The sequence below is a fragment of the Entomomonas sp. E2T0 genome, assembly GCF_025985425.1.
Lineage (GTDB): Bacteria > Pseudomonadota > Gammaproteobacteria > Pseudomonadales > Pseudomonadaceae > Entomomonas.
On sequence record NZ_CP094972.1, the window covers coordinates 1,596,848 to 1,613,194 of the forward strand.

The 16,347-nt window shown below is 36.4% G+C and carries 15 protein-coding genes; 9 read left to right on the plus strand and 6 right to left on the minus strand.

Annotated elements, in window-relative coordinates:
• The first annotated feature begins 38 nt into the window (after positions 1-38).
• The 4 genes from MTZ49_RS07615 (at position 39) to recR (ending at position 5,717) form a co-directional block, all read left to right on the plus strand.
• Complete coding sequence (locus MTZ49_RS07615; RefSeq protein ID WP_264747740.1) at positions 39-2,522, plus strand: autotransporter outer membrane beta-barrel domain-containing protein; 2,484 nt, start codon at positions 39-41, stop codon at positions 2,520-2,522.
• Positions 2,523-2,709: 187 nt separating this feature from the next.
• Positions 2,710-4,644: a DNA polymerase III subunit gamma/tau gene (gene dnaX / locus MTZ49_RS07620; protein ID WP_264747741.1), complete on the plus strand. Its 1,935-nt coding sequence runs from the start codon at positions 2,710-2,712 to the stop codon at positions 4,642-4,644.
• Positions 4,645-4,742: 98 nt separating this feature from the next.
• A complete protein-coding gene (locus MTZ49_RS07625; RefSeq protein ID WP_201094029.1) occupies positions 4,743-5,069 on the plus strand; it encodes a YbaB/EbfC family nucleoid-associated protein in 327 nt (108 codons plus the stop codon).
• A gap of 54 nt (positions 5,070-5,123) precedes the next feature.
• Positions 5,124-5,717, plus strand: a complete 594-nt coding sequence (gene recR / locus MTZ49_RS07630) for a recombination mediator RecR (RefSeq protein WP_264747742.1) — start codon at positions 5,124-5,126, stop codon at positions 5,715-5,717.
• 9 nt (positions 5,718-5,726) lie between these two features.
• On the opposite strand, the gene MTZ49_RS07635 is transcribed toward recR, so the two are convergent.
• A complete protein-coding gene (locus tag MTZ49_RS07635) occupies positions 5,727-6,671 on the minus strand; it encodes a 2-hydroxyacid dehydrogenase (RefSeq protein ID WP_264747743.1) in 945 nt (314 codons plus the stop codon).
• A 123-nt stretch (positions 6,672-6,794) separates the two neighbouring features.
• Between MTZ49_RS07635 and folX the strand changes: the two genes are divergently transcribed.
• From folX to MTZ49_RS07660, 5 genes are all read left to right on the plus strand, one after another.
• Entirely contained in the window at positions 6,795-7,166 is a 372-nt protein-coding gene (gene folX / locus MTZ49_RS07640; RefSeq protein ID WP_264747744.1) for a dihydroneopterin triphosphate 2'-epimerase, read from the plus strand.
• A gap of 137 nt (positions 7,167-7,303) precedes the next feature.
• A complete protein-coding gene (locus MTZ49_RS07645) occupies positions 7,304-7,630 on the plus strand; it encodes a hypothetical protein (RefSeq protein ID WP_264747745.1) in 327 nt (108 codons plus the stop codon).
• 204 nt (positions 7,631-7,834) lie between these two features.
• Entirely contained in the window at positions 7,835-9,511 is a 1,677-nt protein-coding gene (locus tag MTZ49_RS07650; protein ID WP_264747746.1) for a glutamine--tRNA ligase/YqeY domain fusion protein, read from the plus strand.
• Positions 9,511-10,899, plus strand: a complete 1,389-nt coding sequence (gene cysS / locus MTZ49_RS07655) for a cysteine--tRNA ligase (RefSeq protein WP_264747747.1) — start codon at positions 9,511-9,513, stop codon at positions 10,897-10,899. The genes MTZ49_RS07650 and cysS overlap by 1 nt, the downstream gene beginning before the upstream one ends.
• A 40-nt stretch (positions 10,900-10,939) precedes the next feature.
• Positions 10,940-12,361 (plus strand): KAP family NTPase, encoded by a 1,422-nt coding sequence (locus MTZ49_RS07660; protein WP_264747748.1) that lies wholly within the window; start codon positions 10,940-10,942, stop codon positions 12,359-12,361.
• 39 nt (positions 12,362-12,400) lie between these two features.
• Here MTZ49_RS07660 and MTZ49_RS07665 read toward each other — a convergent pair whose 3' ends face one another.
• The 5 genes from MTZ49_RS07665 to MTZ49_RS07685 all read right to left on the minus strand — a co-directional run bounded on the left by MTZ49_RS07665 (position 12,401) and on the right by MTZ49_RS07685 (position 16,186).
• Positions 12,401-12,691, minus strand: a complete 291-nt coding sequence (locus MTZ49_RS07665; RefSeq protein WP_264747749.1) for a hypothetical protein — start codon at positions 12,689-12,691, stop codon at positions 12,401-12,403.
• 494 nt (positions 12,692-13,185) lie between these two features.
• On the minus strand, positions 13,186-13,479 hold the full coding sequence (locus MTZ49_RS07670) for a hypothetical protein (RefSeq protein WP_264747750.1): 294 nt from the start codon (positions 13,477-13,479) through the stop codon (positions 13,186-13,188).
• Between the two features lie 784 nt (positions 13,480-14,263).
• Positions 14,264-15,055: a hypothetical protein gene (locus MTZ49_RS07675; RefSeq protein ID WP_264747751.1), complete on the minus strand. Its 792-nt coding sequence runs from the start codon at positions 15,053-15,055 to the stop codon at positions 14,264-14,266.
• 73 nt (positions 15,056-15,128) lie between these two features.
• On the minus strand, positions 15,129-15,302 hold the full coding sequence (locus MTZ49_RS07680) for a hypothetical protein (RefSeq protein ID WP_264747752.1): 174 nt from the start codon (positions 15,300-15,302) through the stop codon (positions 15,129-15,131).
• Positions 15,303-15,523: 221 nt separating this feature from the next.
• Positions 15,524-16,186: an alpha/beta hydrolase gene (locus tag MTZ49_RS07685; RefSeq protein ID WP_264747753.1), complete on the minus strand. Its 663-nt coding sequence runs from the start codon at positions 16,184-16,186 to the stop codon at positions 15,524-15,526.
• Positions 16,187-16,347 lie beyond the last annotated feature (161 nt).

A 16,347-nucleotide genomic window follows, 5' to 3' on the forward strand; every position in this document is an offset into this window, starting at 1 on the left:
TTTTATGTATTTAAGGGATAGGAGGAAAAAGGGTGATTATGAAGTACTCAAAAGCAGTTTTATATTCTCACATGTGTTTTACACTTGGCTTTGGCAGTTCAGCGGTTCTGGCGGATAGTGCTAGTTGTACATATAATGTTGTAACTGATACTAATACTTGTAGTGGCCAATATGCTGTATGGGATGGTTCTCGTTTGCAGTATACAAACGTTGTTATTAATAATACAGGCTTTAATTTCGGGACTTCACCTGATGTCAAAGGTGTAGGTATTTATGCCTCATCACAAATGACAGCTAATAACTTGACCGTAACTAGTAGTGGTTTCCTTGCTACTGATGCTATTAGAACGCAAGGTAATGGCGGCTTAACAGTCAATGGTAAGTTAATTGTAAAAGCTAATGGTATATCAGGTGATGCAATCAACGTAACTATTACCAGTAACTCAACAGTTAATACAGGTGACAACAGCGAGATTTATTCTAAAGCTGGCGTAGCCGTTCGTGCTAATTTATCTAGATCAGGAAACAATTTAATAAATGTAGGCAATAATGCTATTATTCAAACAGAAGGCAAGGGTGCTAATAGTTCAGCAGGAACAGGTTATGCTGTTTATGCAGGAAATCGAGATCGTGAAACAGAAGGAAATCCATCAGGAACGGCTAAAGTAACTATTGGTAGTAATAGCCAAATATCTACTAAAGGTAATAATGCCTATGCTGTTTATGCTAATAAAACAGGCCATATACAATTAGGTAACACTATTATTCAAACAACAGGAACAAATGCTCATGGCATTGTAGCTATGGATGGTTCTGTTACAAATACTAATAATAACAATGTTGTAAATTATGCAGGTGGCAAGGTTGACTTATTGAGTGATACTTCCATTATAGTAGATCCTACTAAAAATAGTCTTTCTATCTATGCGAGTGGAACAGATTCTGTTATTTCCTCCTATAATACAGATACTAGTACACAAACTTCTGGTAAGTTTTATGTAATTGGTGATATGAAAGTTGATAGAGAAGGTAAGATCGACTTGCGTATGACAGATAACTCTTACTTTGAGGGTAATACTTCAATTACTGATACAGGTAGTGTATTAAACCTTAATATAGCTGGTGCTAATAGTACTTGGCAGATGAGTAAAAGCTCACAAGTAACAGACTTATCATTAAGTAACTATGCTAATGTTATCTTAGGTGATCAAGCTACAGCAGTCGATTCTACTAATAAGGTAGTATTAACCGTAGATAATTTAAGTGGTAATGGTCATTTTCAAATGCGCACCAATGTTATTGGTACGGGTTCAGGCGTTAATAATATTGGTGATTTATTAAAGGTTACAGGCACTTCTGCAGGTAATCACCTTATTACAGTTACTGACTATTATAATGGGTCCGCTACCGTAGATAGTACTGAACGTTTAAAATTGGTTGAAACAACAGATGGTAATGCTAAATTTACCTTAAACCATGTAGGCCAGTATGTAGATATAGGTGCTTATAAGTACTATCTAAATCCTGGGGATGTGAGCTATGCTGAAGACACTAATCACTGGCATTTGAGTGCTACAGCTAGAGGGCCAAGCTCATTAACCAATACAGCAGATCATTCAGTTAATGTTTTAAATATTAATTACTTATTGAATTATGCGGAAACGCAAACATTATTGCACCGTATGGGAGAGTTGCGTCAATCTCGAGACAATGATTGGGATTTTTGGATAAGAGGTTTTGCTGGCCGTATGAGCTCATTTAGTGGCAAACTCTCTGGTTTTGATATGGATTATCATGGTTTTCAAGCAGGTTTAGATAGACGTTTTGATGTAGATGGCAATGATCTTTATGCGGGTATTATGGTGGGTACTGCTAAGGCAAAGGCTGATTATGATATAGGTCATGGCGACACTAAAAGTTATCATGTGGGATTTTATGGTACTTATAAAACCCAAAATGATTTTTATATAGATGCCATTGCTAAGTATACCGTGATGAAAAATGACTTTAATACTGAAACTGGCGGTGGTTATCAAGTCAATGGAGATGGTAAAACCAAAGGTTATACCTTAGGCATTGAAACAGGTAAACGTTTTTACTTTAACGGTAAAGTTAAGTCTGGTTGGTATCTTGAGCCACAAGCCCAATTAACCTACTCCCATCAAGATAGTGCCAAAATTCATTCTAGTAATGGCTTAAAAACCAAATTAGATGATTTTGATTCTGTGTTAGGAAGAGCCAGTGCCATTGTTGGCTACAGTATTAATCGAGGTAAAACGCCCATTGATGTTTACTTCAAAACTGGTTATGTAAAAGAGTTTGATGGTAAAACTGGTTATTCATTTAATGGTGTTGCCGCTACTCACGATACCTATAAGTTTGATGGTAGTTGGTGGGATAATGGTGTGGGTATTAATGCTAAAATTAATAAACAGCACAATGTTTATGCAGAAATTGACTATGCCAAAGGTAATAAATTTGATAATAAAAGTATTAAGGTTGGTTATCGTTTAGAGTTTTAAACTACCTATGATTTTAGTAGCCGGAGAATACAAAACTCTTCGGCTTTTTTTTCCATTATATAAAATAATTTATATATTCTTAAAGCTTTAACTTTCTTAGTTAATGAAATTAATCCTTTCTACTTATTGTCTTATACCTTTATAATTCATTATCATTTACTATTGAGTATTTATTAAAATTATTCATATGAGTTATCAAGTTCTTGCTCGCAAGTGGCGGCCGCATAATTTTCATGAAATGGTTGGGCAAACCCATGTATTACGTGCATTGATTAATGCATTAGATACAGGGCGGTTACACCATGCTTATTTATTTACGGGTACTCGTGGTGTTGGTAAAACAACCATTTCTCGTATTCTTACTAAATGCTTAAATTGTGAGCAAGGTGTGAGCTCAACGCCTTGTGGTGTTTGTTCTACTTGTGTTGAAATTGATGAGGGTCGTTTTATAGACCTTATTGAGGTGGATGGAGCAAGCCGCACTAAAGTAGAAGATACCCGAGAATTATTAGAAAATATTCAATATGCACCAACCAGAGGTCGTTTTAAGGTTTACTTAATCGATGAAGTGCATATGTTATCATCTCATAGTTTTAACGCTTTGCTTAAAACCTTGGAAGAGCCACCATCTCATGTAAAGTTTTTACTAGCAACGACTGATCCACAAAAACTGCCTGTGACTATTTTATCACGTTGCTTGCAATTTGCGCTTAAAAATATCCCTGCTGATCGTATTGTAGAACACCTTGCTCATGTATTAGATGTGGAAAAAATTCCTTATGAGAAAGAAGCATTGTGGCTATTAGGTAGATCTGCTCAAGGCTCTATGCGTGATGCAATGAGCCTGACGGATCAAGCCATTGCTTTTGGTGGTGAGAAGGTAAATACAGCTGATGTAAGGGATATGTTGGGCACTCTAGATCAGAATCAAGTCTATGAGCTGTTATTTGCTTTATTAGAGGGTGATGCTAAACAATTATTGGCTATTATTAAGCAGCTAGCAGAGCAAAGCCCTGATTGGTTAGATGTATTAGCAGAGTTATTAAATGTCTTACATCGTATTGCTATTGCGCAAATACTGCCTGATGCGGTTGATGACAGTATAGGTGATAAAGAGCAAATTATAGCCTTAGCGCAAGCGTTACCTGCTGAGGATGTGCAGTTCTATTATCAAGTGGGTTTAGTCGGACGTCGTGATTTACCTTTAGCTACTAGTAGTCAGCAAGGTTTTGAAATGGTCTTATTAAGAATGCTAGCATTCCGTCCTGCTAATGCTGAGCGAGCTCCTATTACTCCATTAAAAAAAATTGAAGCTTCAGCTACAACGGAAACAGTAGAAAAAAAAACACTGAATAATGCAAAGTTAGTTCAGCCAACAGAAGAAATAGTTACTAAGGTTGTGGTAGAACCTGAATTAGAAACTAATATTCAGGAAAGTCTGGTAACTGATGAGCAAGAGATTACACCACAAAAACCAGAAAATACTACGGCAGAACAACAGGAAGTTCCAGAAATAGTACAGGCAGTTACTACAGTAAATGTGACAGAAGAAACTGCTACATCCATAGTTACAGATCCAGCGCTAGCAGATTATCAAGAAGAAACTGTTGGAGAAAGTGAAGAAGACTATCTATCCGTTGAGGAGTATCAGTCTTTTTTAGACCAGAACTATGTTGAAACAGATGTTGCAGGTACAGCAGAAAAGATAGACTTGTTGGATAGTTTGCCAGCACCTGCAACAGGGTTAGCGGCTGAATGGATAGAAATATTGCCTGCACTTAAGCTAAGTGGTATTACAGCAAGTATTGCTGCAAACTGTACGCTAATTAGTAAAGATGAACAGCAATGGACTATGCAGTTAGATCCAACACAGCAAGCATTATTTAGTGATAATCAGAAAAAAAGGATTAGTGATGCCATTAATACTTATTTAGGTCACAATGTAAGCTTAAAAATTATTATTGAAAAGCCTGAGCAAGAAACACCAGCACAACGAGAACAACGTAAGAAAATAGAATTACAAAAGGCTGCAGAACGAGCTATTTTAGAGGATCCTATTGTACAGCAGTTAGTGGATAAGTTCTCAGCAAAACTGGATGAAGAAAGTATTAAACCTTTGTAATAAAACGAAGTAAAGTAACTAGATAAGTAATTTATAAAATCGCTATAACCGCTTATAATAATGCACAATTAAGATTAATAAATTAAGGAGTATATCCAATGTTAAAAGGTGGCATGGGCGCTTTAATGAAACAAGCGCAAGAAATGCAAGAAAAAATGCAGAAGATGCAAGAAGAATTAGCCAATGCAGAAGTTACTGGTCAATCAGGTGCTGGCTTAGTTTCTATTGTAATGACAGGTCGTCACGATGTTAAACGAGTGACTATTGATCCTAGTTTAATGACAGAAGAAAAAGAAGTATTAGAAGATTTAATTGCAGCGGCTATTAATGATGCCGTACGTAAAGTAGAGCAAAATACACAACAACAAATGGCTGGTATGACAGCAGGTATGCAACTGCCTCCTGGTTTCAAAATGCCTTTCTAATTAGTTACTTGTTACTGCTGAGCTAATAGCATTAGCTCAGTAATTAAGAGAATCATGAGTTTTAGCCCCCTTATTAATCAGCTTATTGAGTCCTTGCGTATTTTACCTGGTGTAGGTAAAAAGAGTGCGCAACGTATGGCTTTGCAATTGTTAGAACGTAATCGGCAAGGTGCTTTGAAATTAGCAGATGCTTTAAATCAAGCAATGGATAAAGTAGGCTATTGCAAGCTTTGTCATACCTTGAGTGAAGAAGAGCTTTGCCCACAGTGTGCCTCACTTAATCGCGATGATAGATTATTGTGTATTGTGGAAGGGCCACTAGATGTCTTTGCGATTGAGCAAACAGGCTATCAAGGTCGTTACTTTGTATTGAAAGGCCACTTATCACCATTAGATGGTTTGGGGCCAGAAGCAATAGGTATTCCTGAGTTATTAAAACGTATTGAAAACGCTGACTTTCAAGAGATTATTTTAGCCACTAACTCTACCGTAGAAGGTGAGGCAACGGCTCATTATATTGCTCAATTGTTGTCACCTAAAGGGTTAACCGTTTCTCGTATTGCCCATGGTGTTCCGCTTGGTGGGGAATTGGAGTTGGTAGATGGGGGAACGTTATCCCATGCTTTAGCTGGTCGTCGCCCCATCTAATATTTAAGGTTATACCACAGGAGTAATAGCCCCTTTACCTTCAAGAAAGCTGTGTAAATTAGCAAATACTAAATCACTCATCGCTTCTCTAGTTTCATAGGTAGAGCTACCTATATGTGGTGTCATTACCACATTATCCATTTCCCAAAGTTCTTTTGGGGTATTCGGTTCATGCTCAAATACATCTAAGCCAGCACCCGCAATAACCCCTTCTTGCAAGGCTGTTACTAATGCTTGCTCGTCTACTACAGAACCTCTAGCAATATTAATTAGAAACCCTTTAGCGCCTAAAGCTGTTAATACTTGCTTATTAATAATATGGTTAGTCTCACTTGTAGCGGGTAGGGCAAGTACTAGAAAATCACTTGCTTTAGCTAGTGCTTGCAGATCATTATAATAATCATAATTTACATCAGATTGCTGATGGCGACCATAATAAGCAATTTTCATATCAAAGGCTTCAGCACGTTTAGCAATGGCTTTACCAATACGGCCTAATCCTACAATGCCACAAGTTTTATTACCTATTTTATGGCCTAATTTAACTGAACGACTTTTCCATTGCCCAGAACGGATAAAACGATCTGAATAGCTGATATAACGAGCCACATCTAATAATAGGGCTAGCGCTGTATCCGCTACACAGTTATTCAACACATCAGGGGTATTGGTAATTGTAATACCATGTTGTTTAGCATAGTTAATATCAAGGGCATCAAACCCAACACCATAACTAACAACTATTTTAAGGTTGGGTAAAGCACTCATTAATTCTGCGCTAGCCCCATAGACAGCACTGGTTGCTACAGCTGTTATTTCATGTCCATGTTGTTTTAGAAAGGCTTCTTGATCTGGCTGTTCCCATAAATGATAAGTTTTATAGTTATTTTCAATATTGGTATGCAAGCTTTTAGTAACTTTACTAGTGATTAAAACAACGGCAGCGGAGTTCATAACAACCTCTATTATTATTAAAAATACTTTAGTTTTGCAGGTCTATGCGAGTGCAATACTGTTCATCATAGTGAAAGCCTTTTATACTAGCAAATAATAATTATTGAACAAAGAGGAGCCTATATGCCAATACTTGATGTGGGTACTGCAAAAATTCGAGTTAAAAATCTACGATTACGTACGTTTATTGGGATTAAAGAAGAAGAAATTAATAACCGCCAAGACGTTATTATTAACTTAACCATTTTCTATTCAGCCCAAGCAGCAGTGCAGGAAAATGAAATCGAATATGCGCTAAATTATCGTACCATTACTAAAGCAATTATTAGCCATGTAGAAAATAATCGTTTTGCCTTATTAGAACGACTAACTCAAGAACTAGTAGATTTAGTAATGCAATATAAAGAAGTACAATATGTCGAAGTAGAAGTGGATAAACCACAAGCACTACGTTATTCCGATTCTGTTTCTGTTACCTTATCAGGTAGGAGATAAAATGGTTAGCAACTACTAAATTAAGTGATAATTAAGAAAAGAATTCTAATATAAAAGAAAGCAACTATATTATTTACTTATATAAATTTAATATTTTCCTAGTACATTGATTAATAAAAATTAAGGAATGTTATAGAGTGATAGTGTCCATTTTCTTTTTAGTGCTTTATATTTTTCCTTTGCATTGGGCAGCGGAATTTGCAGAAGCAGAAGATTCCAATTATTTAAAATGTTTTATATTGAGTATTATTACTACTTTTGTGCAAGTGGTAACCTTTGTTTTCTTTCCCTATAGTCCTTTTATAAGAATTTTACTGTCTGCAATAGTTTCCATTATTATTTGTATGAAAGTATTAAAAATACCAAGTGGTAACTTTTTAATGTTTGCAGTAATGTTGGCTTTTTTAAATATTGTGATCAGTTGGAGTGCTGTATTAATAATTAATGGAATAACAGGTAGTTAACTAACTGGTTTATTAATAACGAATTACTAGGCTAAGAACTGTTTAGTTCATAAACAATCTAATTCCAAATAAAATAAAAAAGACAGCAATTTCCTACAAATAAAACTCCCCTTAATACCTTACTTTAGGTATCATAAACAGTTCAGTTAATTTTAATGGCTGCGCGTTTGCAGTCCTTTATTTTATCGCTATGGTTAGGAATATATGAGCAATTCAGAAACAACAGCATCTGCAAATAATTTTATTCGTCAAATAGTTAAGGCTGATTTGGAAGCAGGGCGTTGCCAGAAAGTGATTACCCGTTTTCCACCAGAGCCTAATGGTTATTTACATATAGGTCATGCTAAAGCTATTTGTTTAAATTTTGGCATAGCCAAAGAGTTTGGTGGTGATTGCCATTTACGTTTTGATGACACTAACCCAACCAAAGAAGAGCAAGAATTTATTGATGCCATTAAATACGATGTAGAATGGCTAGGCTTTCATTGGGTAGGCGAAGTTCGCTATGCCTCAGATTATTTTGACCAATTACATGCATGGGCAATTGACTTAATCAAAGCAGGCAAAGCTTATGTTTGTGATCTTTCACCAGAAGAAGCCCGTGAATACCGTGGCACATTGCGTGAACCCGGCAAAAACAGCCCATATCGTGATCGCACGGTAGAAGAAAACCTAGACCTATTCGCTAGAATGAAAGCAGGCGAATTTAAAGACGGTGAAAAAGCCTTAAGAGCTAAAATTGATATGGCATCACCTAATATGAATATGCGTGATCCCATTTTATACCGTATTCGCCATGCCGAGCATCACCAAACAGGTAATAAATGGTGTATCTACCCAAGTTATGACTTTACCCATGGTCAATCAGATGCGATTGAAGGCATTACTCATTCAGTATGTACCTTAGAGTTTGAAGACCATCGCCCGCTTTACGAATGGTTTTTAGCTAACCTACCTGTGCCAGCAACACCGCACCAATATGAGTTTGCCCGTTTAAATCTAAACTACACCATTACCAGTAAGCGTAAACTAAAATTGTTAGTAGAAGAAGGTCATGTTAATGGTTGGGATGATCCACGCATGTCTACTATTTCTGCTTTCCGTCGTCGTGGTTATACCCCTGCTTCAATTCGTGATTTCTGTGAACGTATTGGTGTAGGCCGTGCTGATGCAGTAGTAGATATGGGCGTTTTAGAATTCTGTATTCGTGAAGACTTAGACGCTAATGCACCGCGTGCTATGTGCGTACTAAAACCACTAAAAGTAGTGATTACTAACTACCCAGAAGATAAGCAAGAAATCTTAGAGCTTTCTCGTCATCCTAAAATAGAAGAACTAGGCAAACGCCAACTGCCTTTTGCCCGTGAAATCTATATTGATCAAGGTGACTACGACGAAAACCCACCAAAAGGTTACAAACGTCTAGTGCCAGAAGGCGAAGTAAGACTGCGTGGGAGTTATGTAATCAAAGCAGAAAAAGCCATTAAAGATGCAAACGGTAATGTTATAGAACTACATTGCACCTATGACCCAGATACCCTTGGCAAAAACCCAGAAGGCCGCAAGGTAAAAGGCGTTATTCATTGGGTACCTGCTAAAGAAAGTATCGAGTGCGAAGTGCGTTTATATGATCGTCTCTTTAAAACAGCTAACCCTAATAAAACGGAACAAGAAGATGGTAGTTTCTTAGAAAACATCAACCCAGATTCACTAGTGATACTAAAAGGTTGTCGAGCAGAGCCATCATTGGCAAAGGCTACTTTAGATGATCGTTTCCAATTTGAACGGGAAGGTTACTTCTGTTTAGATAGTAAAGATAGCAAGCCAGACAGTCTAGTATTTAACCGTACTATTACCCTGCGTGATTCATGGGGGCAATAATGGCACTCTCTATCTACAATACACTCAGCAAAACTAAACAGCCTTTTAAGCCATTAAAAGATAACCAAGTGCGCATGTATGTATGTGGCATGACAGTCTATGACTACTGCCATATCGGTCATGCGCGAGTAATGGTAGCTTTTGATGTGGTAACTCGTTGGTTACGTCATCTAGGCTATGATGTTACCTATGTACGCAATATCACCGATATTGACGATAAAATTATCAACCGTGCTAATGAAAATGGCGAACCTTTTACAGCGTTAACCGCACGTATGATTGGCGCCATGCACCAAGACGAAGCCAAACTCAGTGTATTACCACCCGATATTGAGCCACGTGCTACCGACTATATTGATGGTATGCATAAAATGATAGGCAATCTAGTAGAAAAAGATTACGCCTATGCTGCCAACAATGGTGATGTTTATTACCGTGTGGGTAAATTTAAAGACTACGGCAAACTCTCGCGCAAAAAAGTAGAAGATTTACGCAGTGGTGCAAGGGTAGAAGTAGATGAAGCCAAACAAGACCCTGTCGACTTTGTACTATGGAAAGGCGCTAAAGCAGGTGAACCAAGTTGGGCATCTCCTTGGGGAGAAGGTCGACCAGGCTGGCATATTGAATGTTCCGTAATGTCTACCTGCTGTCTAGGCGAAACTTTTGATATTCATGGTGGTGGCCCTGATCTAGTATTCCCTCACCATGAAAATGAAATCGCCCAAAGTGAAGCCGCTACAGGTAAAACCTATGCTGAAACTTGGATGCATGCAGGGGCAGTGCGTGTAGATGGCGAGAAAATGTCTAAATCACTAGGCAACTTCTTTACCATTCGCGAAGTATTGGAAAAATATCCTGCGGAAGTAGTGCGCTATCTGCTAGTAGCTAGCCATTATCGTAGTCCAATTAACTATTCAGAAGATAACCTAAAAGAAGCCCGCGGTGCATTAGAACGTTTCTATTTAGCATTAAAAGGTTTACCAGAAGCACAACCAGCTGGCGGTGAAACCTATATAGAACGTTTTACCAATGCCATGAATGACGACTTTAATACCCCAGAAGCCTGTTCAGTACTATTTGATATGGTGCGCGAAATTAACCGCTTAAAAGATAATGATCTACAAGCGGCTACTGGCCTAGCCGCCCAACTAAAACAACTAGCTAGTCTATTAGGTATATTACAGTTATCAGCCGATGACTTCTTACAAGGTGCAACAGCTAATACCGATGTGGATGTCGCTAAAATTGAAGCACTTATCAATGCTCGCTTAGAAGCTCGTGCCAATAAAAACTGGGCAGAGTCCGACCGCATTCGTGATGAACTTACTGCTATGGGCGTAATTATCGAAGATGGTAAAAGTGGCACTACTTGGCGAATGGGGAGCTAGTATCTTTATTTATTTTTAATGTCATTAGTAAAAGGAAAAAATGATGATAATAAAAAGTCGAGAAATTGAAATTCCAGAAGATGACCCTTTCGCTAATGATGTTTTAGAAAGAAAAGAAAGTGCAGAAATATTAACAGAGTTTGTTACCTCATCTGAAGAGCCAATGGTGATATGTATTGATGCACCTTGGGGAATGGGAAAAACAACTTTTCTAAAAATATGGAAGCAGCATTTAAAGAATGAAGGTATTCCTACTTTATATTTTAATGCATGGGAGAGTGATTTTTCTGATGATGCTTTAGTATGTTTAATTGGTGAGATCAGTGCTTCAATTAATGAAATATCTAAAGATGGTAATGAATCAAAAGCAAAAGAATACTTTGATAAGGCTAAAAAATTAGGTAGTGCATTATTGAAACGTAGTATTCCTGTATTAGCAAAAATGGGAACTATGGGAGCTTTAGATCTTGATCAGGTAACTGAGGCTACATTATCTGATTTTGCTGAGTCACTGGCTAAGGAACAAATAGAACATTATGAAAAGTCTAAGCAAGGATTATTAGCTTTCAGGGAAACATTATCAAACTTTGCAAGTAGCATTACTAGTGAGAATGATCAAAAGCCTTTAGTTTTTATTATTGACGAATTAGATAGATGCCGTCCTAACTTTGCTATAGAAATTTTAGAGAAAGCAAAACACTTTTTTAATGTTGAGAATATTATTTTTGTTTTAGGGGTAGACAAAGAGCAGTTAGGTTCATCAATAAAGGCTATTTATGGTGATAGTTTGAATGTAAATGGTTATTTAAGACGTTTTATTGATTTTGATTACTTACTTCCTCAACCTGCAAAAGGGAAATTTATAGAAATTTTATTAAAGAAATATAGTATTCATGATTTATTAGAACAAAGAGAAAATGATATAAAAGCATCAGGGAGAGAAGTATTAAACTATACCGATGATTTGAAAGATATCCAGCGTATATTTACTGAGATGCCAGAAGAGTATGATTTAACACTAAGAGAACAAATACATTGTATTTCATTATTTAATATAGCGTTAAAGTTTACTCCTGAAAATGAAAGTATATATTCTTTATTTGTTTGTTCTCTTATAGTTTTAAAGATAAAAGAACCAGAAAAATATAAAAAACTTATAGCAGGAAAAATAAAAAAATTAAGCCAATTATGGGCTAATGATGTAATTGGAAATGCTATGAGTACTAGTTATTACGGAATAGTATTAAATATACTTGTAGCTTGTGTTATGTTTAATAAGATTACTGAAGAAGATTTTAAAAAAGATATTCATAGAAGAATACATGATGACCCTAATCCATCAGGTTATTATCGAGATAGAATGTGGGGGCTAATAAGAAAATACAATATTGAATCTAAGGGAGTAAAATTTTTGGAAGCTATGTCAAGAAGAATGGAAATAGTAAATCGTTTTAGTAACTGAAAATATGTTTTAAAGAAGGCTAGCGTTGCTAGCCTTTTTTTATTTCTCTTTTCTTAGTTCCATAGCGATAGGTTCTAGGGATTCTAGGAGAGTAGTGGCGTCGTTTAGGAGTAGGGTGGATACGGAGGCGATGGCGGTTATGGTATTTTCTTGGGTTTTTAGCTCATAGAGATTTTCTAGTAGGTTGATTACCGCGTGTATCCTAGCGGTGGCGCATTCGTAGATGGTGTCTAGTGAGGCGTTAGCGTTGTAATAGAGGACGCTTTCGCTATTGCTTTGAGATGTAGCATTTAGGGCGATAAAGTAGGGTTGGTTATTTTTGTTGCTCATCGGTTTTGCTCCTGTATCCTTGTTTTAGCCTCCCTTTTTATTGTTAGGGAGGCGGAACTGTGCACAGGTTGGCGGACCGACCACAAGACAAATCGGCATTTCCCGAAGGAAATCCCGTGCACAGCCCGCCATAAAAAATATATGCGAACTGATACAGTGAGCTAGATAACCTAGTCACTTTGTCTTGTGAAATGGGCCGCCAAGCCCATACTATAGATTTTGCTATAGCCTTTTTAGTTTAGCCTTACCCTATAAGGCTAGCAAGTGATTTTAGTTATTTATTTTATAGTTAGGCAGGTAGTTTTGTTTTTATCTATTTACGTTTCTTGGTCGTCATAGGGATAATTTCCCCTAAATGTAGATATGTATTAAATTCGATTTGCTGATTTTAAAGATGAAATAAGGTAACTATTTACTTTATTTCAAGCATTAAGAAATATTGAATAAGGGGAGTTTTTAATAAGGTTTGAAAGGGCTAGTATTACTAGCCTTTATCATTTTTCTTTTCTTAGCTGTACGGCCACAGGGTCTAATTCTTCTAGTAGAGTGGCTGCTTCGTTTAAAAGTAAGGTTGAAATAGAGCAAATGGCAATAATGGTATTTGTAGGGGCTGCCTTAAATTCGTAGAGATTCTCTAATAGATCCGTTACAGTTTTTAGTCTACCAATGGCGCATTCGTATATAGCATCTAGAGAAGCATTAGCATTGTAATAGAGAACGCTTTCGCCATTGCTTTGTAAGTTTGAATTTAAGGTTACAAAGTGTGGTGGTGATTTTTTGTAGCTCATCGGTTTAACTCCTGTATCTTTATTGGGCCTCCTTACAAATTAATAGTTTGGAAGCGAAACTGCGCACAGGTTGGCGGACCGATCATGCTAAAAATCGACACATCCCGAAGGATGTCCCGTACACAGCCCGCTATAAAGTACAGGCAGAAAGAAATACCTGCCGCCTGATTAGCCAGTAGCTGAGCTGTTTAGCATGAAATGAGCCGCCAAGCCCATACTATAGATTTTGCTATAGCCTTTTTAGTTTAGCCTTACCCTATAGGGCTAGCAAGTTATTTTTTTTTGTGACTATGGTGGTTGGTTTTCCTAAGTATATAAATTTATTAGTAATAAATTTAAACATGAGTTTTTATACTGGATAGTATGAGTTATTTAAGCTTTATGTAATTATAATCGTCAGTTTAGTATTACACGAGACCAACATAAGTAAATGTTCACTATTTATTACTATTAGTGATGAAATAGAGTATCCATTAATCTTGGTTATGCATATTGAAAGTTTGGGACAGTAAATATACAAATCATAAAGTTTCTAAGAACAATAATTTATAAAAATTAAAATAAGAATCATAAGTATGGCAAAAGAAGGCTAGTTATCTAGCCTTTCTTAATTGGGTTTTTAAAAAGAAAGGGTGGTAGAGCTGTTATAGCTTGGTTGCCCAATTACTCTCAAAATTGTTACGCCTTAAGGTGTACAATACATAGTCCACCATTAATATAACAATAAAAAGTAGCTAAGTTTTACCCTAGATAGTTGGTTTGTTGCTATTTAGGGAGAAAAATATTAACTACCTAGTTTGCCATAAGAATAGTAGTCACTAAATAAGAAGATAACTGTTTTATCTTTGTATTGATAAGGGTAGAACAGTTTATAGGAGCTGTTTTTATGCTCGTAGCGAATGTCTTTGGTTTGTCCTTTAAATACATTATCAAAATATTCACGTTGTGGTTTAGTGGTTTTAAATAGGTAATCTATTTTAGTTAATTGTTTGTTCTCATCATAGTAACGATCACCAAAGCTGAGGTAGACAGGTGAGTTTTCATCCAGTTGGTCTTTTACAATAACTATTAGGTGTGGTAGTTGGCTATCTGTTTGAGATAGAACTCTTAAGGTTTGTTTGGTTGAGTTAATCCAGCTTTCTGCAAAAGAATAATCCGCTATTTGTTGTATATATTGTGGGTAGTTTTCTAATACGGAGTGAGCTGAGTTAATCAGTACTTCTTTTCTTTTATAGATAGATAGTTGGTGAGCGCAAACCAATAGGCCGAATATCAAGGGGAAAGATACCATTAATATAATCAGCCATTTTTTTAGATTTTTTTCTGGGTACTGTTGGTCGGTATTATGTTTTTCCGCAATACGGGTTAGATTAAACATAATGTTTATCATTAATGCTCCAGCCATTAGGGTAATGATACCAAATATGCTTAGCAGGAATGTTTCAGTCATTCGTTGGCGGAAGATTTTTAGATCAAATACAGTGACGCTAGTAAATATAAAAACCCAATAGATAAGACAGATAATGGCAATAATGCCAATAAAATTACTAAGTTTGACAATGTTCTTAGGGTTCATAGGTGCTTTTCCATAATAATGTAGTAATTTACTGTCAGTATTGTAATTGAATAAGGTTAAGTTAAGCTTAATATCAGTTATCAATTTTGGTGGTTTTATTTATAAAGTAATCATGAGGTAAGCCATCCCTTTCTAAAGCAGGTTCACAAGGTTCGTACCAATCAGCATCACCATTATTGTTGATTCGTATACAATTACCAAACTCACATCCACAACTTTTTTGCTCTATTAGTTTGAGTTCAGTCATAGCCTCTTCTAGGTTGTTGTGTAAACCTTGCGTATAGTAATCATTTGGTTCTAGAAAAAAATAACAATATTTTTTAGGGCAAAGGGTAGATGGTGGTATAACTGTTGGATTCCATTTTTTCATTGTTATGTGAAGTAAGTATTTAAATACTATTTAGAGAGATTGTCTTTTAGCTGTAACTAAAGCGTTATGCAAAATTGCTAACGCTTTAGTTGAAGGTGTTATTTAACTAGTTTGTCATGTAGCCATTTGGCTATATCTGATATTTCATCATTACAAACTTCGTGCATCATTGGGTAGTCGTGCCATGAAGCGCTAATACCTTTATTTTTTAAGAAGTCATAGGCGGCTTTGCCTAGGCTAATATCAACTACATTATCTTGTGTGCCGTGTAGGTGTAGTGAGGGAATAGTTTGTTTACCTTCTGCCAAGGTTGTTTCAGCAGTAAAGGTAGGGGCATAAGTGGAAAGCGCCATTACTCCACCTACATTTTCAGGGTAGGCAATATAAGCTGTATGCATTACTACGGCACCACCTTGGGAGAAACCTGCAAGGATAATACGATTTAGTGCTATACCTTGTTTACGTTGTGCCTCAATCAGTTCTATAACGCTTTGCGCTGATTCTTCTAATTCGGTTAGGTTAATTTCTCTTGGGATGGTTAGGTTGATAATGTCATACCATGAGGGCATGGACATTCCCATGTTTAAGCTGACAGGTCTGCTAGGGGCTTGTGGCAATATAAAACGGGTATTACGCAGTAGTTGTTGTTGGAGTATTTGTGCTACTGGTTGAAAATCATATTTATTGGCACCTAAGCCGTGTAGCCAAATAATAGCTGAATCTACAGGAGCAGGTGGATCGAGAATCAAAGGTTCTAGCATAGTTATGGTTCCAATTTATTAGCGTTCAATAATATTTAGCCTATCATATTCTTGTTGACGATGAATATAAAGTTGATGTTATAGACTAATGTAGAGAGGATGTTAAATCGAATGAACTTTATAATGGTAAACATATCTAAAGTAATGTATTTAGATTAAGT